Genomic DNA, 19,108 nt, shown 5'->3' with positions numbered 1-19,108 from the left:
TGGATGGGTATGGACAGACCACGGGACTGGCTCGGGGCGCGGGCGACCATCATCCTGCCGGTGATAGTGGCGGTGCTGTCGTTCGTCACCGGAGTGGTCAACATCAGCGCCGTGTCCATCAGCGGGCCGCTCGGGGACTTCATCCCGCCGAGCATCCAGCGGACCGCCGGATTCACCGGCGCGCTCACGGGGTTTACGCTGCTGGTCAGCGTCGTCGGGCTCCGTCGCCGCCTGCGGATCGCGTGGTACGCGACCGTCGTCTTGCTCCCCGTGGCGGCGATACAGGGGCTGGTACAGAGCTCCGCAGTGACGATTCCGTTCGTCGGCGTCGTGCCGAGTTCGGCGGTTTCGGTCCCGCTCGTCGTCCTCTCGCTGGTATCGCTCCCGACGATGCTGGTGAACCGGCGGCGGTTCGACCGGCCGATAGACCTCTCGACGGCGCAACTGGCGGCCGGGGCGGCGCTGATAGGCTCGCTCATGTACGGGACCGCCGGCTCGTACGCGCTCCGGGACGAGTTCGCCAACCTCTCGACGGCGACCGACGCGTTCTACTACACGCTCGTGACGGCCAGTACCGTCGGGTACGGCGACATGACCCCACAGAGCCAGCAGGCGAAACTGTTCGGCATGTCGGTGGTCGTCCTCGGGACGGCCAGTTTCGCCATCGCCCTAGGGTCGCTGCTGGGGCCGGCAATCGAGAAGCGGCTTTCGGAGGCACTCGGAAACATGACTGACGCACAACTGGACCTGCTCGAGAACCACGTGCTGGTGCTCGGCCACGGCGACCTGACGGAACCGATTATCGACGAACTGACTGGCGCGATAGAGTTCGTGGTCATCACCCCGGACACGGAGACGGCCACGCAACTCCAGCAACGGGACATCGCCGTGCTGACCGCCGACCCGAGCGACGAGGACCCGCTCTTGCGGGCCGGAATCGAGGACGCCACGGCGGTCGTCGCGGCGACGAACAACGACGCCCAGGACGCGCTGGCGATACTGACGGCACAGACGCTCAACCCGGAGGTCAACATCGTCGCCGCGGCGACCGACCGCGAGAACGTCGAGAAGCTCCGCCGGGCAGGGGCCGACACCGTCATCAGTCCGGCGGTGCTCGGCGGGCACCTCATCGTCCAGTCCGCGCTGGGTCGGGAGGGGATGGAGAACGTCGCCGACCACCTGCTCGACGTGAGAGACGAGGAGGACGCGGACATCTAGGCCCGGCCGCGGTCGACGATGGCCACGTCCGTCTCGACGTCTTCCAGCCGCTCGAAGGTCGGCGGCGAAATGAACCGCGACGCCTTGCTCCGGTCGCGGCTCGCCCCGATAATCACCAGGTCGTACTGCGGGGCGGTGTCGGCGAGGAACGCCTGGATGTCCGTCCGCGGGACCCGCGTCTCGAAGGCCCCCTCGTACGGTTCGATGAGGTCCGCGAGCATCTCCTCGGCCCGGCGGCGGTCGCCGCGGGAGCCGATGCAGGTGGCGACGGCCACCCGCCCGCTCCGGCCGGCCAGCCGCGTGGCGAAGTCGACCATGTTGTGGGCCACGTCGCTGACGGACCGCACGGGGACCAGGACCTGCTTCCAGCGGGTCCGGTCGCTCACCGACCGGTGGACGACAACGTCGCTCTCGCTGCGGAACAGCCGCTGGAGGTACGGCGTCAGCGCGCCGTGGCGGCTCTCGTAGGGCGCGACTATGAGGTCGCAGTTGGTCTCGGCCGCGGTCTGTAGCGTCGTCTTGGCCGGCGACCCGTCGTCGCTCGCGACGACGACCTGACAGGAGACGCCCGTCCGCGTCTCGATGCGTGCGGCGTGGGTCTCCAGCCAGTCGATTTCCGCTTCGAGGTCGGTCCGGTCGGGCGACGCCGGGGCGGTCGCCGGGTCGCCGCCGTCGCCGACCGGACGGGTCTCGGCCGACGGCGGCTCGGCCCCGTTCTCGGACCGGATGTCCAGCTGTATCGTCTCCCGCGTGAGCGAGTGCTCGGCGGCGTCGCCGGCGGAGACCATGTCCAGCAGGACGACTTTGCCGGCCTCGTGGGCGGCCGCGAGGCGCGCGCCCAGCATCGCCGTCCGGCCCGCCGACTCGCCGCGCATCGGGACGAGGACGTGGTCGTCGCCGGACATCGACTCGTAGAGGTACGTCGCCCGCCGCTCGTAGAACTCCTCGCGCCAGACGACGAAGATGGCCGCCACGAGCGAACTGGCAACGAAGACGCTGGCGACGAACGCCGCCCGCTGGTTCGGTTCCACGAGCAGCGCCAGCAGAGCGGTCGAGTACGACGACGGCTCCTCGATGTCCAGCGGCCAGGTGACCACGCCGGTGGCGAAGACGGCTAGCCCGGCACCGAGGGCGTTGACGCCGAACTGGCCGCCCGGGACCGGGAGGTAACTGTTCGAGACGGCGAGCGCGACCAGTCCACAGACCGCGCCGATGGTCAGCCCCGCGACGAACCGCTTCGGGTCGGAGTACTTGCTCGTCGGGTCGACGAACAGCGTGTACGTCCCCGCCGCGAGCGGCGGGAAAAGCAGGAAGCTCAGTTGCGGAACGACGTTCGCCAGCGTCGTCACCAGCACGATAGCCAGCGGGACGAACACCAGCATGGAGATGTGAACGAGGTTCTCGGTCACCTCTGCCCAGCGCCTGAAGTCCTGGAGTTCGCGGCGCTCGACCCGCCGGAGCCGCCTGGCCGCCGCGCGGAGCCGCTTCCGGAACTGGTCGAGCATACAGGGGTGCACGAGGGAGCGTCTGTTAAGCCCTCCGCCGGGCAGCGGCCCGTCCGGCCTCGACCTACAGCGACGCGGCCGCGGTCAGGCTGATTTCGATGGCGCGCTCGACGTTGTCCTTGGCCTTCTCGGGCAGTTCGTCGGCCTCGGTCTCGCCCTTCTGTGTCCCCTCGACGAGGTTCCCGTCGACGGTACAGATAGCGCCCGAGCGCAGGCCCTTGCGGCGACACAGCGAGAACAGCGCGGCGGCCTCCATCTCGACGGCGAGCAGGCCGGCGTCCTCCCAGTCGTTGATGTACTCGTCCGTCTCGGCGTAGAAGGCGTCGTCCGTGGCGATGGGGCCGACGTGGACGTCCTCGTCGTTGGCCTCGGCGGCGTCGACCAGCGACGAGAGCACGTCGTAGTCCGGGACCGCCGGCACCGTGTCCGACTCGTAGCGGCCGGTCGTCCCCTCGTCTTTGGCCGCGCCGTTGGCGACGACCATGTCGCCGATTTCGATGCCCTCCTGGAGCGCGCCGGTCGTCCCGACGCGGATGAGCGTCTCGACGCCGACCGCCTCCAGTTCCTCGACGGCGATGGCCGTCGAGGGCGACCCGATGCCGGTCGAGCAAACTGTCAGTTCGCGGCCATCGTAGGTCGCGTTGACGAGCTTGTACTCGCGGTTCTCCGCGACGACCTCGTGGTCGTCACAGAGGCCCGCGATGCGGTCGACCCGGCCGGGGTCGCCCGGCACGAGCGCGATGTCTGTCAGGTCGCCCGGTTCGACGAGCAGATGCGGCTGTTTCGCCATACCGGCCCGTCGGCCGGCACGGTTTAGTAGCCAGTGGATTCCCGCCGGCACAACAGTGACGGCGGTCCCGCGACAGAGGGAACGTATGGGAAACGACGTCTCGCTGTTCGACAGGCGGATGCGGGGGCCAGCAGGTATCGCCGTCGGTGCCGGGGTCGTCCTCGGTCTGCTGACCGGCTACACCGTCGACGCGGGCACGCCGGACGGCCCGTCGTGGGCCCTCGTCGTCCCCTTCGCAGTGCTTGCGACCGCGTTCCTGTATTTCGGTGCCTACAGGAACCTCTCGAAGCGGGTCCGGGACCAGTAGCTCAGAGTTGGGTGACCAGCACCGGGACGAACAGGGCCAGCGCCGTGCCGAAGATGAACGCCGTCAGCGCCCACTGTCTGACGGTCTCGTCGGCCCTGTCCTGGAGGCTCCCGCCGAAGCGGGGCATGGCGACGCGGGCGAAGAAGGCGTAGATGAACGCGGTGACGCCCGCAGCGCCGAGGACGTGTGGGAGCAGCGGGACGCCGTTGAGCGAGACTGCCGTCGGGAGCACGACCGAGAGGACGGCGACCACCGCACCGTACAGCAGCGCCGCGAGGAGGGCGGTGACGTGGTGGACGGCGACGGCGAGAGGACGGCTCACCGCGGCCGGGTCGGCGCGGGTGAGTCCGGCCGCGGCGACGTACGCCGGCAGGTACCCCTCGTCCTGTGTCACCATCGGGATGTTCAACAACAGACCGACGACCGCGCCGGCGACGGCACAGACGAACGCCCACTGGGAGAGGGGGTATTCGAGCACGTGTGGTCCCTCACTCGCGGTGCCAATGAGCGTTGCGTCACGTGTCCTAACAGTAGCAGAGTCGACACGTGTCGCTGGGGCGCGACAGCGCAGTGAGTCGCTCCGCCGGGGTTGCGTCCGGCTCCGGAACTGTCGCCTGGATACACGAAACGCCCACTCAGACCGGGATGAACAGGAACAGGACGATGTTGTTCGTCGCCGGGCCGATGCCGACGGCGGTCACGAGCGAGAGCAGGAGGCTCGCCTCGGCGGGTTCCTCTTCGAGGTACTCGTCGAGCAGGAAGACGATCCCGACCGCGACGAGCAGTTTGACGAGGACGAACAGCCAGCCCGTGCCGAGGTACGGGGCCGTCGGGAGCGTGCCGGCGAACTCCATGATGCGGGCCGGAATCGGCGTTCGCTCGCTGATGCCGATGACGTCGGCACCGACCGCCGTCGAGACGCCGTCGAGCATGTGCGCGAACACGACCGTCGGGGCCGCGTAGCGCATCCGGACCACCACCGGCGTCCGCCACAGCGCGACCACCAGCACCGCCACGGCGGTGGCGACGATGGCGACGACGACGGCGACGGTCGGCCAGACCAGCCCCAGCAGGTCGGACTCCAGTGCCATCACGACGGCGATGACGACCAGCACCGTCAGGAAGCCGGTCCCGATGAGCCCCAGGTTCCGCGATATCGTCTCGCTGTGGCCCCGCCGGACGCTGAACAGCGTCAGCGTGACCCAGACGACACCCAGCGTGACGAACGTCGTGAGATACACCGCCGGCGCGCCGAAAAGCGGCGCGACCACGGGCCGGTAGGCCTCGATGGGGGGCTGGGAGAAAGCGTGCAGCGCGCCCCCGAGCGCCATCCACGGTGCCAGCGCGACCACGGTCCGCTGGCCGAGTGGCGGTTCGAGGGCGTACAACAGCGCTGTCACCACGAGCGTGCCCGCAAGGAGCGCCACGGCGTACTCGAGCGGCGGGAGCGCCAACCCCGAAGGCAGTACCATGTCCCCCACGCCGACCCCGACGATGGAAAACCTTCCGAACGCGAGCGGCGGTGCGGTCCCGGCGGAGACAGCGCCCCGCAACGGTGGTTTCGACGGGAACGGGACGGCTCGACCGCGGGCCCGTCGCCCGCCGTCTTTACGTAGGCACCACGCCTCACCCCGTGGTATGGACGACGTACCAGACCGCATCGAGCACACGGTCCTCGGACCGACGACGACGCCGGACGACGTGCGGACCTGCCTCGACGAGGCGCTCCAGTACGGGATGCGGGCGTGCATCCCGCCGTGTTACCTCCCGCTGGCGACGGAGTACGCGAACGTGCCGCTGACGGCCGTCGTCGACTTCCCGCACGGGCAGGGCCAGACCGACGCCGTCTGCCGGGCGGCCAAACTGGCCTGGGACGCCGGGGCCGACGAACTGGACATGGTGTGTAACGTCGGCCTGCTCAAGGCCGGCGAGGACGACGCGGTGGCCGACCACCTCACCGAAGTCGTCGCCAGCGTCCCGGTCCCGGTGAAGGTCATCGTCGAAGCGCCGCTACTGACCGACGAGGAGCTCGAACGGGTCGGACAGCTCGCCGCCGACGCCGACGCCGCCTACCTCAAGACCGCGACGGGGTTCAGCGAGGGCGGCGCGACGGTCCACGACGTGGAGATTCTGAGCACGTATCTGCCCGTGAAGGCGAGCGGCGGCGTCGGGTCGTGGGCGGAGGCGAAGGCGATGTTCGAGGCCGGAGCCGAGCGCATCGGGGCCTCCAGCGGCGACACCATCGTCCGAGAGTGGCGAGCGGAGACAGAGGGCGACGCCACGGCGGAACCGGAGCCGGGCGGGAACGACGCCGACGCGGCCGACGGCTACTGACCGGGGCAATCCGTCGCCCTTTTGCCGCCCTGGCGACAGTGTTGTGATGAATGGCCCGGTATCACATCGAGACGTACGGGTGCACCTCCAACAGAGGTGAGACCCAGCAGATAGAGCAGGCGCTCCGGGAGGGCGGCCACCACCCCGCCGGCGGCCCCGAGAGCGCCGACGTGGCGATTCTCAACACCTGCACGGTGCTCGAGAAGACCGAACGCAACATGCTCGCACGGGCCAAAGAGCTCGACAGGGAGACGCCGGCGGACCTCGTCGTCACGGGCTGTATGGCGCTGGCCCAGGGCGAGCAGTTCCGGGACGCCGACATCGACGCGGAGGTACTCCACTGGGACGACGTGCCCCAGTACGTCCTCAACGGCGAGTGCCCGACGGTGACGCCGGACACCGAGACGGTGCTCAACGGCGTCGTCGGCATCCTCCCCATCGCCCGGGGCTGTATGTCCGACTGCTCGTACTGCATCACCAAGCAGGCGACCGGCCGCATCGAGTCACCGTCGGTCGAGGAGAACGTCGAGAAGGCCCGGGCGCTGGTCCACGCCGGCGCGAAGGAAATCCGCATCACGGGCCAGGACACCGGCGTCTACGGCTGGGACACCAACCAGGGGACGAGTCTCCTGCCAGAGCTACTGGACCGCATCTGCACCGAAATCGACGGCGGGTTCCGCGTGCGGGTCGGAATGGCGAACCCGAAGGGCCTCCACGGCGTCCGCGAGGAACTGGCGGCGGTGTTCGCCGACCACGACGAGCTGTACAACTTCATCCACGCCCCGGTCCAGTCCGGCAGCGACGACGTGCTGGCGGACATGCGCCGGCAACACGCCGTCTCGGAGTACCGCGAGGTCGTCGCGGCGTTCGACGAGGCGCTGGACTACTGGACGCTCTCGACGGACTTCATCGTCGGCTTCCCGACCGAGGAGCCGGCCGACCACGACGAGTCGATGGCGCTGCTGCGGGAGACCCGCCCGGAGAAAATCAACGTCACGCGCTTCTCGAAGCGGCCCGGCACCGACGCCGCCGACATGAAGGGACTGGGCGGCCAGGTCAAGAAAGACCGCTCGAAGGCGATGAGCGAGGCGAAGATGGAGCTGATGGCCGAGGCCTACGAGGAGATGGTCGGACGTACCTCGTCGGTGCTGCTCGTCGAGGACGGCACCGACGAGTCGCTGGTGGGCTACGACGAGGCCTACCGGCAGGTCGTCATCGCCGACGCACAGGACCGCGGCCTCGAAATCGGCGACACGGTCGACGCGGAGATCACGAGCCACAACACCGTCTACGCCTTCGGCGAGCCCGTCGAGCGGGCGCAACTGGCGGACTGAGCGCCCGTCGCACGGGGCGTCGGCTCACTCCGAAAGCATCGGGACGGTGAACTCGGCGACGTTCCCTCTGGGCTCGTTCTCGCGGATTTCGAGACTGCCGCCGAGCGACTCTGCACACCACTGCATCACGAACAGGCCGACGCCGGTCCCGTGGTGAATCTCGGAGAACTCCACGTCGGCGTCGATGGCGTCGATTTCCCGCTGGGGTATCGGCGGACCGTCGTCGACGATACGGACCACGACGCGCGGGGGCTCGGTTTCGACCGTCGCCTCCAGCCGGACCTCGGGATTGGAGCCGTCGTGGTGTTCGAGCGCGTTCTCGATTGCGTGTTCGAGCCCGTACTCGAACCCCCGGTCCGCAGCGATGCGGGCGGTTTCGTCGGCGTCGACCGACACCGTCGCGTGAGGGTAGCCCGACTCGAACTCGTCGGCCAGCCGTTCGAGGACCGCGGGGACGTCCGTCGGCGTGAAGTCCGAGGCGTCGTTGGTCGCGATGTCCTCAATCTGGGCGACGGACCTCGTCATCCCGCCCACGTCCTCGGCGACGTCCTGTATTATCTCGGCCTGGCGCTCGTAGTCCTCGTCTTCGAGGGCGCGTTCGAGGCTCTCGGCGTGGCCCATGACGACGGTCATCTCGTTGCGGAGGTTGTGCCGGATGATGCGGTTGAGCAACTGGAGGCGGCGCGCTCGCTTCTTGAACTCGGTGATGTCCTGAATCTCCGCGAGGACGAGCGTCTCGTCGGCGGGGGCGAACGGCCGGAGTCGAACCGTGACCCAGCGCATCTCGCTGTCGGCCCGCCGTATCTGCCACTCGAAGGCCGGCCGGTCCCCGGTGGCGGCGGCGTGGATGGCCTCGACGGCTTTGTCGCGGCTGAACCGCGGCGACTCCGTGCTGATGTCGCCGACGGTCAGGTCCCGGAGTTCGGCCCGCGTGTAGCCGTACAGCGACTCGGCGGCCGCGTTCGCGTCGAGTATCGCGTCGGTCTCGGGGTCGTGAAGGAGGAGCGTCACGTCCAGGAGCTCGGCGAAGTCCGGGAGCGCTGCGGGAGACATGTGACTGAATCGCTCCCGGCGGTATTGGGTGTTCCGGACATCGTAAAAGCCGCGGGCACGAGGGCGCTCACTCCAGGTCGGCCAGCCGCTCGACCTCGGCGTCGTCTTTCCACTCGCCGAGTTCCTTCGGGTCGACGTGGACGAAGGCGTCGTCGACCTCCGGCAGGTCCTCGATGGAGCGAATCACCGCCGTCTCGATGTCGTGGGCCTCGAACAGCGTCAGGTCCCCCTCGACTTCGATGTGGAGGCTCACGTCTATCTCCGGCCCGACGTAGTGGGCGATGACGTCGTGTGCGCCCTCGACTTTCGGGTGGTCCAGCGCCCGCCGGAGAATCTCCCGGCGGAGGTCCTCGGGGGGCGCGCCGCCCACGAGGTAGGTGACGTTGTCCTGGACGACTTCGATGCCGGTGTAGATGATACCGACGGCGACGACGATGGCCGCCAGCGGGTCGGCGATCGGGTAGCCCGCCATCGCGCCGGTGACGCCGACGAGCGCCGCGACGGCGGTGAGGATGTCGTTGCGGTTGTCCTTCGCCGTTGCCACGAGCGCGGGGGAGTGGCTGTTCCGGCCGGCACGGAGGCAGTAGCGATACAGCCCGTACTTCGCGGCGGCCGACAACACGAGGACGCCGACGGCCGTGGGTCCCTGGGTAACCTCGATGTCACCGGTCATGAGCGCGTTCCCGGCTCCCCAGAGGACGACGCCCCCCGCGAGGAAGATGCCCGCGGCGACGAACAGCGAGACGAACGGCTCGATGCGCTCGTGGCCGTGGGGGTGCTCGAAGTCCGGCGGCTGGGTCGTCAGGTACAGTCCGGCGACGATGACCAGCGAGTAGGCGGTGTCGGCGGCGCTGTTGACCGCCTCGGACTGGACGGCCAGACTGCCCGTCGAGAACCAAACGGCCCCTTTCGCCAGCACGAGAACGAGGTTCACGACGAGCACGAGCAGCCCGACCCGTCGGAGCGTCACGCGGCGCGACATCGACCGATGGTTGTCGGGCCCCGGTCAAAGCCGCTTCGACACCCGTTCGGGACCGGGTCGTCCCCGGCCCGTCGCGCGCGGCAGTCAGTCGATTCGGACCGCGGCGTCGTCGCCGACGACGGTCGTGCCCGCCTGCTCGGCGAAGGCCTCGTGGAGGCGGTCGTAGGTGTCTTCGACGGCCTCGACGACGACCTTCGTGTCGCTGACGACCGGCATGAAGTTCGTGTCGCCCTCCCAGCGCGGCACGACGTGGGTGTGGAGGTGGTCGTCGATGGACCCGCCGGCCGCCGAGCCGCCGAGGTTCAGACCGGCGTTGAAGGCGTCGGGACCGAGCGCCGCCTCCAGCGCGTCGAACGTCCGCTGTTTCAGCCGCGCGTGGTCGAGTAAGGTCTCGTCGTCGAGGTCGCCGTACTCGCCGGTGTGGTCGTGGGGGATGACCATCGCGTGGCCGGGGTTGTACGGGTAGTTGTTCAGGAGGACGAACGCGCGGTCGCTCCGGGCCACGAGGTTGTTCGCCCGGTCGTCGTCGTCCTCCCGGAACGCACAGAACACGCAGTCGGCGTCGGGGTTCGTCTCCTCGCGCTCGACCCACTCGATGCGCCACGGCGCGAACACCTTGTCCATACCGCCGGTTGTCGACCCACCAGCAAAAGCGGCGTGACTGGCGCCGAAAAGTGGTATATAAATGCGTTGGCCGTTCACGGTCGAATAACGGATTTGGAAGCCACAGACCGGGTATTAAACGTTCTCCACCCCTCTGAGACTGTATTCGGCGAAAACCGCTTCCCGTCCGGCGATAAACAGTGCTGAACGGACCAGAACGGAATGCGGTTTTTATACTGTCTACCCGACTCATATCGACCGGGATGGCAGCGACAAACGACGGCGTTGACATGGCAGAACACTGTACGGCGTGTGACCGCGAGACACCACACGCCGTCCGTGTCCAGATACAGACGGAGTCCGACGAACCGGAGAACGCGGCGTTTTCCCGCGAACCGTACCGGGTCAGCGAGTGTCAAATCTGTGGCACGACGACGTCGACGCGGATGAACAACGCCTGACCATCCCCACACCCCACCCTTTCAGTACGCCACGTGGTCTCTGACTACGTGGCCACACACCCCCCACCCCACCTTTCCATACGCTGCACACCAACGAGACGCGGGGCTCGCGTTCTGTCACGCGACGCCGAACCTGAACCGCTGTCGCCCGAATAACAGTCCGCCCTACCGCGACCGCGTCGTCACTTCGCAGCCGTCCTCGGTGATGATGACGGTGTGTTCCTTCTGGCTGACGTACGCCCCGTCCTGCTCTTTGAGCACGGGGTAGCCGTGGACGATGTCCTGCTGTTTCAGGCGGCGCAGCGCCATCTCCGCCCGCGGCGAGTCCAGCCAGCGGGCGGCGAACGGCAGCGTCCGGTACTCCTCGGTTATCTGTTCGAGGACCTGCCGGGCCTGCCGGTTCCGGACCGAGCCCTCGCGTTCGAGCGCGAAAATCTCCTCGTCGGCCCCCTCCTGGACCTTGCCGCGGCCGTCGGTGGCGAACGGTTCGATGGCGACCACGTCGCCGACGTTCAGCGTCGCGCCCTGTGCGACCTCGCGGTTCGGGATGTTCGGCGACGTGTGCTGCTCCCAGTGGCCCAGGCCGTGGCCGGTGAGGTTCACGACGGGGTTGTAGCCGTACCCCTCGATGACTTCCTCGACGGCCGCGCCGATCTGACCCACGTCGACGCCGGGACCGGCGACCTCCAGCGCGGCGTCCAGGGCTTCCGCGGGGGCTTCGGCGAGTTCGGGCTGCCCGGAGAGGTCGACCGTGACGGCGGTGTCGGCGAGCCACCCGTCGACGTGGACGCCGATGTCGAGGTTCACCATCTCCTCGCCGAAGGTGGCGTCGTCGTCGCGCTCGGGCGTGGCGTGGGCCGCCTCCTCGTCGATGGAGATGTTCACCGGGAACGCCGGTTTGCCGCCCAGGTCCCGGATTTTCTCCTCGGCCCACTCGGCGACTTCGAGATGGGAGACGCCCACCTCGACGCGCTCGGCGGCCTCGTCGCGTACCTGTGCCAGAATCTCGCCCGCTTCGCGACACTTCTCGTACTGCTCGCCGTCGAGGTCCACGTCGGTCATGCACGCCGGTTGGTCGCTGGCGGGCAAAGGGGTTTCCCTCTGGCGTCCGGAGGGTTCCGACGACCCCCGATGACGCTCCGAGGGCGTGCGACCACAGTCGAACTGCCGTCCGACCGCAGTCGAAACCGAGCCGCGGTCGATTCGCACCACGCTTCGAGAAGGGAGGGTTCAGACGCTCACGGTCCCGGAAATCCCAACAAAATGATTATTAGTGAGGTTTGTTACCAAAGGATGCGCAAAACGGCACGCCTTTAGGGGCGACTGTCAATTGGCGGAATATGGGCTACGACTACGACAAGGTGGAAGTTCCCGACGAGGGACAGCAGATTCAGGTCACGGAGGACGACGAACTCGACGTTCCGGAGAACCCCATCATCCCCATCATCCACGGGGACGGTATCGGGACCGACGTGGGGCCGGCCGCACAGAAGGTGCTCGAAGCCGCCGCGAACGCGACCGGCCGTGACATCTCCTGGATGCGCGTCTACGCCGGCCAGTCCGCCCGGGACAAGTACGACGAGAACCTCCCCGACGACACCGTCGAGGCCATCAAGGAGTTCAACGTCGCCATCAAGGGGCCGCTGACGACGCCGGTCGGTGCCGGCTTCCGCTCGCTGAACGTCGCGCTCCGGAAGACGCTGGACCTCTACGCGAACGTCCGCCCGACCTACCACATCGAGGGCGTCCCGTCACCGGTCAAGGACCCCGAGGAGATGGACATGGTCACCTTCCGGGAGAACACCGAGGACGTCTACGCCGGCATCGAGTGGGAGGCCGGCACCGACGAGGTCGAGGAGGTCAAGGAGTTCGTCGAGGACGAGATGGGCTTCGACAGCACCATCCACGACGGCCCGGTCGGCATCGGCGTCAAGCCGATAACCGAGTTCGGGACCAAGCGCCTCGTCCGCGAGGCCATCGACTACGCCCTCGAAGAGGACCGCGACAGCGTCACGCTGGTCCACAAGGGCAACATCATGAAGTTCACCGAGGGTGCCTTCCGTGACTGGGGCTACGAGGTCGCCGAAGAGGAGTACGGCGAGGACGTCATCACCGAGGACGAGCTGTGGGACGAGTACGACGGCGAAGCGCCCGAGGACGCGCTGGTCGTCAACGACCGCATCGCCGACAACATGCTCCAGCAGCTCCTGACCCGCACTGACGAATACGACGTCATCGCGACGATGAACCTCAACGGGGACTACATGTCCGACGCCGCCGGCGCACAGATCGGCGGGCTCGGCATCGCCCCCGGCGCGAACTTCGGTGAGGCCCGCTGTCTCGCCGAACCGGTCCACGGCTCCGCCCCGAAGTACGCCGGCGAGGACAAGGTCAACCCGACCGCGATGATTCTCTCCGGCCGCCTCATGCTCGAATACATGGGCTGGAAGGACGCCGGCCAGCTCGTCCGCGACGCCGTCGAGGAGACCATCTCCTCCGGGAACGTCACCTACGACCTCGAACGCCAGATCGAGGGCGGCACGAAGCTCGCCACCAGCGAGTTCGCCGACAAGGTCGTCGAGAACATCGAGAAACTCGCATAAGCGGGGTTCCGGGCTCGCGCGGTGAACCGCGCGAACACCCAGAAGCGCCCGTAATTGAGCGAACCGCCTACCGGACATCTATTTTTCGCGTGTCACAGCCCGAGACTGGCGAGACGAGCGGTCATCCGGCGGGGGAACGGACCAGCCGCTCGGGAGCCGGTCTCCCGAGTTCCCGACCGGGAGCCGTCACTCCGTCAGCGGGAGGACGACGCCGAACACGAGCGGCGAGAGGAGGCCGACGAGAATACCGAGCAGTTCCATGTCGACCAGCAGCGTGTCGCCCCAGGCGGGGAGCGTCCCGAGGACGGCACCCCCGGCGACTTCGCCCGCGATGCCGAGCAGGAACAGCCCGGCCCCGAGCATGAACCCGCGCTTTGCGAGTGTCGCGTAATCCGCGTTCCAGTTCTGGCTCATACGGGTCCGTTCTCGTGAGCCTACTAAGCTCTCTCGAATCGAAAGAGCTACAACGCGTTTGGAGAGATATTCGGGCAGACATGGCCACAGAATCGATTCCGGAGCTACTGGAACTCCTCCTTTCGGCGCTTCTCGCAGCCGGGCTCACCGTCGGCGGGGCACTCACCGAACAGGCCGCTCTCGCCGAGCTGTCCGGCGGCGTCTCCGCGTTCGCTGCCTGGGAGGTGTACATGGGGCTGGTCCTCCTGTACGCCGGCTACACGCTCGGCACCCGGCGGGTCCTGCCCGCGCTCGGTAGCGCCTGAGTCTGTCAGTCCTGAAGTCTGGTGGTGTTCGTGGCCCACTCCGGCCGCACGACCGTCGTGGACCCGATAGCCGTCACCCTGAGGTCGTGCGTGACACGCACCCGCTGACTGCTCCGCTCGGCGTCGTAGGCCAGTCGGAGCGCCTCGACGATGCCGGCGTGGCTGACGCGGAGCCTGACCGAGACGTTGCTGGGCTCGCTGACGAACAGCGGAGTGACGAGCCTGTCGGGGTCGGTGAACCGGGTGCCGGCGAGGACGACGCCACCACCGACCCGGTCAGTCACGGAGAGGTCGACGGCCGCCGCGACGCCGTGGACCGTCCGGCGCTCCGGGAGGTCCGAGACGGGGCCGTCGTTCCGGACGGTCCACTGGACCCGGCGGGGACGGTTCACCCGCTCGTCGTACCGGGCCACGACGACGGAGCCGTTCGTCCAGTAGTCGATGCGGTTGGTGAAGACGTTCAGCTCCGTCCCGTTCTGCTGGAACCGCCCCGCGTACGTCGCGTTGCTCGCCGCGACGTAGCGCCTGTGGGTGGACCGCCGGAGCACCGTCCCGTTGCGGTCGGTGACCCACTGGCGAGTAGTCACCGTGTAGTTCCGCGTCGCGAGCGTCCGTGCGTGGGCACTGGACAGCGCCGACGGCACCACGGCGTCGTCGCTCACGCCCGGGGGATAGCCGGCCCCGTCGGTCGGCACCGCCGCCGGCGTGACCGTCTCGGGGCCGTCCCCGCCGACGAACCCCGAACACCCGGCGAGCAGGAGCGCGAGCGTCACGGCGGTAGCCACTGCGCGCGTCATCGATTGTCATAGGGCCGCGGGACTCAAACAGTTGTGGTTAGTCCTGCCAGTCCGGGTCCGGTCTGGGCGGGCTGAACACGTCGATGCCCCGAACCGACTCCTCGCCGTCGTTGCGCGCCTCGTGTGGCTCCCCGCTTGGGATGACGTAGGAGTCGCCGGGGCCGATGACGTACTCCTCGCCGTCGACGTGGAAGGTGAAGGTCCCCGCCGCGACGTAGCCGACCTGCTCGTGACGGTGGCTATGTTCCGGGACGGCCGCGCCGGGTTCGATGTGGAACCCCTGAACGCTCATCCGCTCGCCGGCCGCCAACTGGGTGAGGTGGACGCCCTCGACCGCTTCGACCGTCTCACAGGCCGCCTGTGGTACTTCCTCCATGCACCGTGGTGTCGCGCCCGGCCCACCTAAGCGTTCTCCGTTCACAGCAGTTCGCTGTCGGTGGATTCAGTACCGTCCGGCCCCGACGAGGAGGTATGTACGCGGTCGTCGGGTGTAGCGAGTGTAGCGCGCTGTGGGTCACCGAAGGCCGGCCGGAGACGACCCAGTGCCCGCGGTGCGGGACGCGCCGGAAACACGCCAAACGCCGGAAGTTCGTCGAGACAGACGACGAGGCCCACGCCCGCGAGGTCCGGGCGTCGATGCTGGCGAACCGGCAGGGGGAGGGCGACGCCTTCGCGGAACTGGACTCCTACGCCGAGATGGAGCGACAGGTCGACGACGCGGGCGTGGACGACGAGACGTACCTCTCGGATTCGGGGGTGGACACCGAGGCCGTGTCGGCGGCCGCCGACCGCGCCGAGCAGGGCGCGACCGGCGGAGCCAGCCGCAAGGAGACGGTCACGAACGCGCTTCGGGACCTGGACGAGCCGACCGAGGACGAGGTCGTGGCCTACGCCGAGGAACGCGGCGTCCCGGCGTCGTACACCCGGACGGCGCTGGAGAAACTCGTTCGCGCCGGCGAGGTGTCAGAAAGCCGGGGACGGTACCGCCTCCTATGACCGCGGCGCTGGACTTGGAGCCAGGCCCCGTCGCCGTCGGCTCGCTCGTCGGCCTCGCGGGGCTGCTGTTTCTGCTCACGCCGGTTGTCGAACCGGTCGCAGTCGGCTCGCTTCGCGTGAGTACGGTCGCCCTCTCAGCGGTCGTCCTCACGCTCGGGTTCGCGCTGGGGACGGCCGTGTTCGCCCGGCGGGGCCGCCGCCTGTTCGCCATCGCACACGGCGTCTTCGCCGTGGCGTGGGCGCTGCTGGTGCTCGGGCCGCTGCTCGGACGGGAAGCGCTCCTGCTGGCCGGCGTGGTCGTCCTGGTAGCCGGAGCGGGGTTTCTGGTGAGCCAGCGCCGGCAGTGACGGCACACCGACGCGGCGCTACCGCCCGAGGTCGGCGTGTGCCGAAGACAGATGCCGGGAAGACAACGCGGCGAGCAGAGAGAGTTCGCCGGCCAGCGCCGCGGCGGCGATGACCTCCGCGAGCGCGTCGGCGTTGCTCCCGGCCGGGTCGCCGCCGCCGGCGTACCCCAGCACGTCGAGCGCTTCGGCCTGCGTGGGGAGCTTCGTCCCGCCGCCGACGGTGCCGACCTCCAGCGAGGCGATGGTGACGGAGGCGTAGAGGCCGTCCTCGCGGGCGTCGACGGTGGTGATGGCGTTGCTCCCCTCGACGACCTGCGCGATGTCCTGGCCGAGCGCGAGGAAGGCCGCGGCGACGATATTGGCGGCGTGGGCGTTGAACCCGAGCGCGCCGGCCTTCGCGGAGCCGACGAGGTTCTTGCGGGTGTTGGCCTCGACGATGGCCTCGGTGGTCGTGTCAAGTCGCTCCTCGACCTGTTCGTGGGGGACCAGCACGTCGGCGGCGACGGTGCGGCCACGGCCCTCGACGGCGTTGATGGCGGCGGGTTTCTTGTCCGAACAGAGATTGCCCGAGAGCGCGACGAGTTCGGCGGGCGTCTCGGCCTCGACAACCTCACAGGCCGCCTCCGTGGCGATGGTGGCCATGTTCATCCCCATCGCGTCCTTGGTGTCGTAGGAGAATCGCAGGAAGACGCTGTCGCCGACGACGTACGGCGTCACGCCCTGTAACTCGCCGTGGCTCGTCGTCGACTCGGCGGCGTCGGCGAGGTCCTCGACGTGCTCGCGCACCCAGGCCGACACCTCGCCGGCGGCGGCCACGTCCTCGACCTTGAACACCGGCGCGCGGGTCATTCCCGACTTGAGGACGCGTGCCGTCGCGCCGCCGGCGTTCCGGATCGTCGAGACGCCGCGATTGACCGAGGCCAGCAGCGCGCCCTCGGTGGTCGCGAGCGGGAGGTGGTGGTCGCCCGAGGCGGCCCCGCCGTCGACGGGCAGGGGGCCGACGACGCCCATGGGGACCTGCGCCGCGCCGATCATGTTCTCGATGTTGCTCTCGGCGTCGGCGGCGTCGAACGTGTAGTCGCCGACCGCCGCGAGGTCGGCCCCGGTCTCCGCGGCGAGCAGGCGTCTCCGGGCCGCGGCGGCGGTGTCGGCGTCGGCGTGGTCCTCCAGTTCGTACAGCCGCAGGTCCCCCTCGCGGACCCGCTGTGCGAGGTCGGCGGCGTCAGCGTCGGTCATACAGGGCCGGTTGCGGGCCGCCCCCCTAACAGTTGCTCTTGCGGGCCGCCTAGTCGTCGGCCGTCGGCGTCCCGGTCGGTCCGCTCTCGGTCCCGCCGCCCTCCCCGGTGACCGTCACGTAGAACATGATGAGCATCGAGGCGATGAGACACCCGCCCCAGAGGAACCCGGTCGGCATGAGGAGCGTCAGCCCCGCGCCCTCCCCCAACCAGACGATGCCGGGGATGCCCCACTGACCAGCGACGTACAGCCCCGTCACGGCCGACCTGAGGGTTCCCGTCACGCCCAGCGCCGGGACGGCGAAGCCCATCACGATGGCCAGAATCGACAGGACCCCGAGGTGTGCGTGCCCGCCTATCATCCACCCAGGAACCCCGCTCCCGCCCGAGAGGAGGATAAACTGGTACATGCCCACAGTCATCATCACTGCCAGTCCGAGGAAGCCGGAGGCTTTGAGTGTGCGTGTCATACACAAGGAAATGTAGTTTAGATAATAATAACGTTTTCTCTCGGTCGCCAATCCACCACTCGCGGGATTCGTGGTCGATATTGGCTGGTGGTAACACGTGTCGTAACTGAACGACGACCCCGTTACCCGCTTCGATGTTCACCACACCCCAGTGTTGAAGATAAAATCTTTTCAATAAAGCAGTCCGAACGCTAGTACACCCACAGGTGGGCATATCGTGCCAGAAATGGAAACCGCAACGTTCGAAACGGACCTGAGTCTCTTCAAGTACGACAACCTCGAACAGCTTCCCCCTGAATACCGGGAACTGGAGGAAAACGAGCGAACGGAGCGCATCGAGTCGGCGCTCGACGAACTCGGCGACGACGTGGTCATCCTCGGCCACAACTACCAGCGCCGGGAAATCGTCGAGCACGCCGACTTCATCGGCGACTCCTACCAGCTCTCGAAGGAGGCCGCCGACTCCGACGCCGAGTACGTCATTTTCGGCGGTGTGACGTTCATGGCCGAGTCCGCGGACATCATCACCGACGACGACCAGAAGGTCATCCTCCCGTCGATGGAGGCGTCCTGCCCGATGGCCGGCATGGCCGAGGCGCTCCAGGTCGACGCCGCGTGGGCGGAGCTGACCGTGGCCCTGGACGACGACGAGGACATCATCCCGATAACCTACATGAACAGCTACGCCGACCTGAAGGCCTTCTGCGCCGAGCAGGGCGGGCTCGTCTGCACCTCCTCGAACGCTCACAAGGCGTTCGAGTACGCTTTCGAGAAGGGCGACAAGGTCCTGTTCCTGCCCGACAAGCACCTGGGCGAGAACACCGCCCACCGGCTCGGCATGGCCGACGAGACCGTCGAGTGGGACCCCTGGGACGCCGAGGGGACCGACGCCGCGGCCGCCGTCGAGAACGACGTGATTCTCTGGGAGGGCTACTGTCAGGTCCACGAGCGGTTCCGGACCGACCACGTCGAGCAGGTCCGCGCCGACCACCCCGGGGCGAACGTCATCGTCCACCCCGAGTGCCGCCGCGAGGTCGTCGAGGCCGCCGACAGGGCCGGCTCGACCGCCGACATCTGCCAGACCGTCGCGGACGCAGAGCCCGGCGACACCTGGGCTATCGGCACCGAGATCCACCTCACGCACCACCTCCAGCGGTGGCATCCCGAGGTGAACGTCCTGCCGCTGTGTGGCGACGCCTGCATGGACTGCAACGCCATGCGCCAGATCGACCCGAACTACCTCGCGTGGGTCCTCGAAGAGCTCGTCGAGGGCCGCGAGCGCAACGTCATCGAGGTCGCGCCCGAGGAGAAGGACCTCGCCCGGGTCGCCCTCGACCGGATGCTGGAGATATGA

General features: G+C 68.3%; 23 protein-coding genes. 10 read left to right on the top strand and 13 right to left on the bottom strand.

Features of this window, described 5'->3' with window-relative positions; translation table 11 throughout:
• Window positions 1–9 precede the first annotated feature (9 nt).
• Window positions 10–1,218 (top strand): NAD-binding protein, encoded by a 1,209-nt coding sequence (locus VI123_RS09455; RefSeq protein ID WP_336337807.1) that lies wholly within the window; start codon window positions 10–12, stop codon window positions 1,216–1,218.
• On the opposite strand, the gene VI123_RS09450 is transcribed toward VI123_RS09455, so the two are convergent.
• Together VI123_RS09450 and VI123_RS09445 are read right to left on the bottom strand one after the other, a co-directional pair.
• Window positions 1,215–2,723 carry an HPP family protein gene (locus VI123_RS09450; RefSeq protein ID WP_336337806.1) on the bottom strand — a complete coding sequence of 503 codons (1,509 nt, stop codon included), beginning with the start codon at window positions 2,721–2,723 and terminating at the stop codon, window positions 1,215–1,217. The two genes, VI123_RS09455 and VI123_RS09450, sit on opposite strands and share 4 nt — an antisense overlap.
• Before the next feature lie 64 nt (window positions 2,724–2,787).
• Window positions 2,788–3,513 carry a nucleoside phosphorylase gene (locus VI123_RS09445; RefSeq protein ID WP_336337805.1) on the bottom strand — a complete coding sequence of 242 codons (726 nt, stop codon included), beginning with the start codon at window positions 3,511–3,513 and terminating at the stop codon, window positions 2,788–2,790.
• Window positions 3,514–3,598: 85 nt separating this feature from the next.
• Between VI123_RS09445 and VI123_RS09440 the strand changes: the two genes are divergently transcribed.
• Window positions 3,599–3,820: a hypothetical protein gene (locus VI123_RS09440; RefSeq protein ID WP_336337804.1), complete on the top strand. Its 222-nt coding sequence runs from the start codon at window positions 3,599–3,601 to the stop codon at window positions 3,818–3,820.
• Between the two features lies 1 nt (window position 3,821).
• Here VI123_RS09440 and VI123_RS09435 read toward each other — a convergent pair whose 3' ends face one another.
• Together VI123_RS09435 and VI123_RS09430 are read right to left on the bottom strand one after the other, a co-directional pair.
• The gene (locus tag VI123_RS09435; protein ID WP_336337803.1) at window positions 3,822–4,298 is read right to left on the bottom strand and encodes a hypothetical protein; all 477 of its coding nucleotides are present in this window, start codon (window positions 4,296–4,298) and stop codon (window positions 3,822–3,824) included.
• A gap of 157 nt (window positions 4,299–4,455) precedes the next feature.
• Entirely contained in the window at window positions 4,456–5,292 is an 837-nt protein-coding gene (locus tag VI123_RS09430) for a DUF63 family protein (protein WP_336337802.1), read from the bottom strand.
• Window positions 5,293–5,458: 166 nt separating this feature from the next.
• On the opposite strand from VI123_RS09430, the gene deoC reads away from it, so the two are divergent.
• A complete protein-coding gene (gene deoC, locus VI123_RS09425; RefSeq protein ID WP_336337801.1) occupies window positions 5,459–6,154 on the top strand; it encodes a deoxyribose-phosphate aldolase in 696 nt (231 codons plus the stop codon).
• A 50-nt stretch (window positions 6,155–6,204) separates the two neighbouring features.
• Entirely contained in the window at window positions 6,205–7,488 is a 1,284-nt protein-coding gene (locus VI123_RS09420) for a tRNA (N(6)-L-threonylcarbamoyladenosine(37)-C(2))-methylthiotransferase (RefSeq protein WP_336337800.1), read from the top strand.
• A 24-nt stretch (window positions 7,489–7,512) separates the two neighbouring features.
• On the opposite strand, the gene VI123_RS09415 is transcribed toward VI123_RS09420, so the two are convergent.
• The 3 genes from VI123_RS09415 to VI123_RS09405 form a co-directional block, all read right to left on the bottom strand.
• A complete protein-coding gene (locus VI123_RS09415) occupies window positions 7,513–8,541 on the bottom strand; it encodes a HAMP domain-containing sensor histidine kinase (RefSeq protein WP_336337799.1) in 1,029 nt (342 codons plus the stop codon).
• Window positions 8,542–8,608: 67 nt separating this feature from the next.
• Window positions 8,609–9,523, bottom strand: coding sequence for a cation diffusion facilitator family transporter (locus VI123_RS09410; RefSeq protein WP_336337798.1), 915 nt, complete (start codon window positions 9,521–9,523; stop codon window positions 8,609–8,611).
• Between the two features lie 84 nt (window positions 9,524–9,607).
• Window positions 9,608–10,147 carry an HIT family protein gene (locus VI123_RS09405; protein ID WP_336337797.1) on the bottom strand — a complete coding sequence of 180 codons (540 nt, stop codon included), beginning with the start codon at window positions 10,145–10,147 and terminating at the stop codon, window positions 9,608–9,610.
• 242 nt (window positions 10,148–10,389) lie between these two features.
• Between VI123_RS09405 and VI123_RS09400 the strand changes: the two genes are divergently transcribed.
• A complete protein-coding gene (locus VI123_RS09400; RefSeq protein ID WP_336337796.1) occupies window positions 10,390–10,587 on the top strand; it encodes a DUF7835 family putative zinc beta-ribbon protein in 198 nt (65 codons plus the stop codon).
• A gap of 165 nt (window positions 10,588–10,752) precedes the next feature.
• Here VI123_RS09400 and map read toward each other — a convergent pair whose 3' ends face one another.
• Complete coding sequence (gene map, locus VI123_RS09395) at window positions 10,753–11,649, bottom strand: type II methionyl aminopeptidase (RefSeq protein ID WP_336337795.1); 897 nt, start codon at window positions 11,647–11,649, stop codon at window positions 10,753–10,755.
• Window positions 11,650–11,927: 278 nt separating this feature from the next.
• On the opposite strand from map, the gene icd reads away from it, so the two are divergent.
• Window positions 11,928–13,190, top strand: coding sequence for an isocitrate dehydrogenase (NADP(+)) (gene icd / locus VI123_RS09390; protein WP_336337794.1), 1,263 nt, complete (start codon window positions 11,928–11,930; stop codon window positions 13,188–13,190).
• A gap of 186 nt (window positions 13,191–13,376) precedes the next feature.
• On the opposite strand, the gene VI123_RS09385 is transcribed toward icd, so the two are convergent.
• Window positions 13,377–13,604, bottom strand: a complete 228-nt coding sequence (locus VI123_RS09385; protein WP_336337793.1) for a DUF7860 family protein — start codon at window positions 13,602–13,604, stop codon at window positions 13,377–13,379.
• 80 nt (window positions 13,605–13,684) lie between these two features.
• Here VI123_RS09385 and VI123_RS09380 point away from each other — a divergent pair, with 80 nt between their 5' ends.
• Window positions 13,685–13,909, top strand: a complete 225-nt coding sequence (locus VI123_RS09380) for a hypothetical protein (protein WP_336337792.1) — start codon at window positions 13,685–13,687, stop codon at window positions 13,907–13,909.
• Between the two features lie 5 nt (window positions 13,910–13,914).
• Here VI123_RS09380 and VI123_RS09375 read toward each other — a convergent pair whose 3' ends face one another.
• Both VI123_RS09375 and VI123_RS09370 read right to left on the bottom strand, forming a co-directional pair.
• The gene (locus VI123_RS09375; protein ID WP_336337791.1) at window positions 13,915–14,706 is read right to left on the bottom strand and encodes a hypothetical protein; all 792 of its coding nucleotides are present in this window, start codon (window positions 14,704–14,706) and stop codon (window positions 13,915–13,917) included.
• 37 nt (window positions 14,707–14,743) lie between these two features.
• On the bottom strand, window positions 14,744–15,082 hold the full coding sequence (locus tag VI123_RS09370; protein ID WP_336337790.1) for a cupin domain-containing protein: 339 nt from the start codon (window positions 15,080–15,082) through the stop codon (window positions 14,744–14,746).
• 95 nt (window positions 15,083–15,177) lie between these two features.
• Here VI123_RS09370 and VI123_RS09365 point away from each other — a divergent pair, with 95 nt between their 5' ends.
• Window positions 15,178–15,702 (top strand): DUF5817 domain-containing protein, encoded by a 525-nt coding sequence (locus tag VI123_RS09365; protein ID WP_336337789.1) that lies wholly within the window; start codon window positions 15,178–15,180, stop codon window positions 15,700–15,702.
• Window positions 15,699–16,049, top strand: coding sequence for a hypothetical protein (locus tag VI123_RS09360; RefSeq protein ID WP_336337788.1), 351 nt, complete (start codon window positions 15,699–15,701; stop codon window positions 16,047–16,049). Before VI123_RS09365 ends, VI123_RS09360 begins: the two co-directional genes overlap by 4 nt.
• Window positions 16,050–16,067: 18 nt before the next feature.
• Here the strand turns inward: VI123_RS09360 and hmgA are convergent, their stop codons facing one another.
• Both hmgA and VI123_RS09350 read right to left on the bottom strand, forming a co-directional pair.
• Complete coding sequence (gene hmgA, locus VI123_RS09355) at window positions 16,068–17,285, bottom strand: hydroxymethylglutaryl-CoA reductase (NADPH) (RefSeq protein WP_336337787.1); 1,218 nt, start codon at window positions 17,283–17,285, stop codon at window positions 16,068–16,070.
• Between the two features lie 49 nt (window positions 17,286–17,334).
• A complete protein-coding gene (locus VI123_RS09350) occupies window positions 17,335–17,754 on the bottom strand; it encodes a hypothetical protein (RefSeq protein ID WP_336337786.1) in 420 nt (139 codons plus the stop codon).
• A 226-nt stretch (window positions 17,755–17,980) separates the two neighbouring features.
• Between VI123_RS09350 and nadA the strand changes: the two genes are divergently transcribed.
• A complete protein-coding gene (gene nadA / locus VI123_RS09345) occupies window positions 17,981–19,108 on the top strand; it encodes a quinolinate synthase NadA (protein WP_336337785.1) in 1,128 nt (375 codons plus the stop codon).

This window comes from Haloarcula sp. DT43 (genome assembly GCF_037078405.1).
Taxonomy (GTDB): Archaea; Halobacteriota; Halobacteria; order Halobacteriales; family Haloarculaceae; genus Haloarcula; species Haloarcula brevis.
Note: the sequence above shows the minus strand (reverse complement) of the source record. Positions and strands in the feature narration are given on the sequence as shown.

Coding starts and splice junctions, on each gene's coding strand:
- hmgA (WP_336337787.1), bottom strand. CDS start 17,285: ATGACCGACGCTGACGCCGCCGACCTCGCACAGCGGGTCCGCGAGGGG.
- VI123_RS09410 (WP_336337798.1), bottom strand. CDS start 9,523: ATGTCGCGCCGCGTGACGCTCCGACGGGTCGGGCTGCTCGTGCTCGTC.
- VI123_RS09430 (WP_336337802.1), bottom strand. CDS start 5,292: ATGGTACTGCCTTCGGGGTTGGCGCTCCCGCCGCTCGAGTACGCCGTG.
- VI123_RS09420 (WP_336337800.1), top strand. CDS start 6,205: ATGGCCCGGTATCACATCGAGACGTACGGGTGCACCTCCAACAGAGGT.
- nadA (WP_336337785.1), top strand. CDS start 17,981: ATGGAAACCGCAACGTTCGAAACGGACCTGAGTCTCTTCAAGTACGAC.
- VI123_RS09400 (WP_336337796.1), top strand. CDS start 10,390: ATGGCAGCGACAAACGACGGCGTTGACATGGCAGAACACTGTACGGCG.
- map (WP_336337795.1), bottom strand. CDS start 11,649: ATGACCGACGTGGACCTCGACGGCGAGCAGTACGAGAAGTGTCGCGAA.
- VI123_RS09370 (WP_336337790.1), bottom strand. CDS start 15,082: ATGGAGGAAGTACCACAGGCGGCCTGTGAGACGGTCGAAGCGGTCGAG.
- icd (WP_336337794.1), top strand. CDS start 11,928: ATGGGCTACGACTACGACAAGGTGGAAGTTCCCGACGAGGGACAGCAG.
- VI123_RS09350 (WP_336337786.1), bottom strand. CDS start 17,754: ATGACACGCACACTCAAAGCCTCCGGCTTCCTCGGACTGGCAGTGATG.
- VI123_RS09440 (WP_336337804.1), top strand. CDS start 3,599: ATGGGAAACGACGTCTCGCTGTTCGACAGGCGGATGCGGGGGCCAGCA.
- VI123_RS09380 (WP_336337792.1), top strand. CDS start 13,685: ATGGCCACAGAATCGATTCCGGAGCTACTGGAACTCCTCCTTTCGGCG.
- VI123_RS09365 (WP_336337789.1), top strand. CDS start 15,178: ATGTACGCGGTCGTCGGGTGTAGCGAGTGTAGCGCGCTGTGGGTCACC.
- VI123_RS09450 (WP_336337806.1), bottom strand. CDS start 2,723: ATGCTCGACCAGTTCCGGAAGCGGCTCCGCGCGGCGGCCAGGCGGCTC.
- VI123_RS09455 (WP_336337807.1), top strand. CDS start 10: ATGGACAGACCACGGGACTGGCTCGGGGCGCGGGCGACCATCATCCTG.
- VI123_RS09405 (WP_336337797.1), bottom strand. CDS start 10,147: ATGGACAAGGTGTTCGCGCCGTGGCGCATCGAGTGGGTCGAGCGCGAG.
- deoC (WP_336337801.1), top strand. CDS start 5,459: ATGGACGACGTACCAGACCGCATCGAGCACACGGTCCTCGGACCGACG.
- VI123_RS09415 (WP_336337799.1), bottom strand. CDS start 8,541: ATGTCTCCCGCAGCGCTCCCGGACTTCGCCGAGCTCCTGGACGTGACG.
- VI123_RS09375 (WP_336337791.1), bottom strand. CDS start 14,706: ATGACGCGCGCAGTGGCTACCGCCGTGACGCTCGCGCTCCTGCTCGCC.
- VI123_RS09360 (WP_336337788.1), top strand. CDS start 15,699: ATGACCGCGGCGCTGGACTTGGAGCCAGGCCCCGTCGCCGTCGGCTCG.
- VI123_RS09445 (WP_336337805.1), bottom strand. CDS start 3,513: ATGGCGAAACAGCCGCATCTGCTCGTCGAACCGGGCGACCTGACAGAC.
- VI123_RS09385 (WP_336337793.1), bottom strand. CDS start 13,604: ATGAGCCAGAACTGGAACGCGGATTACGCGACACTCGCAAAGCGCGGG.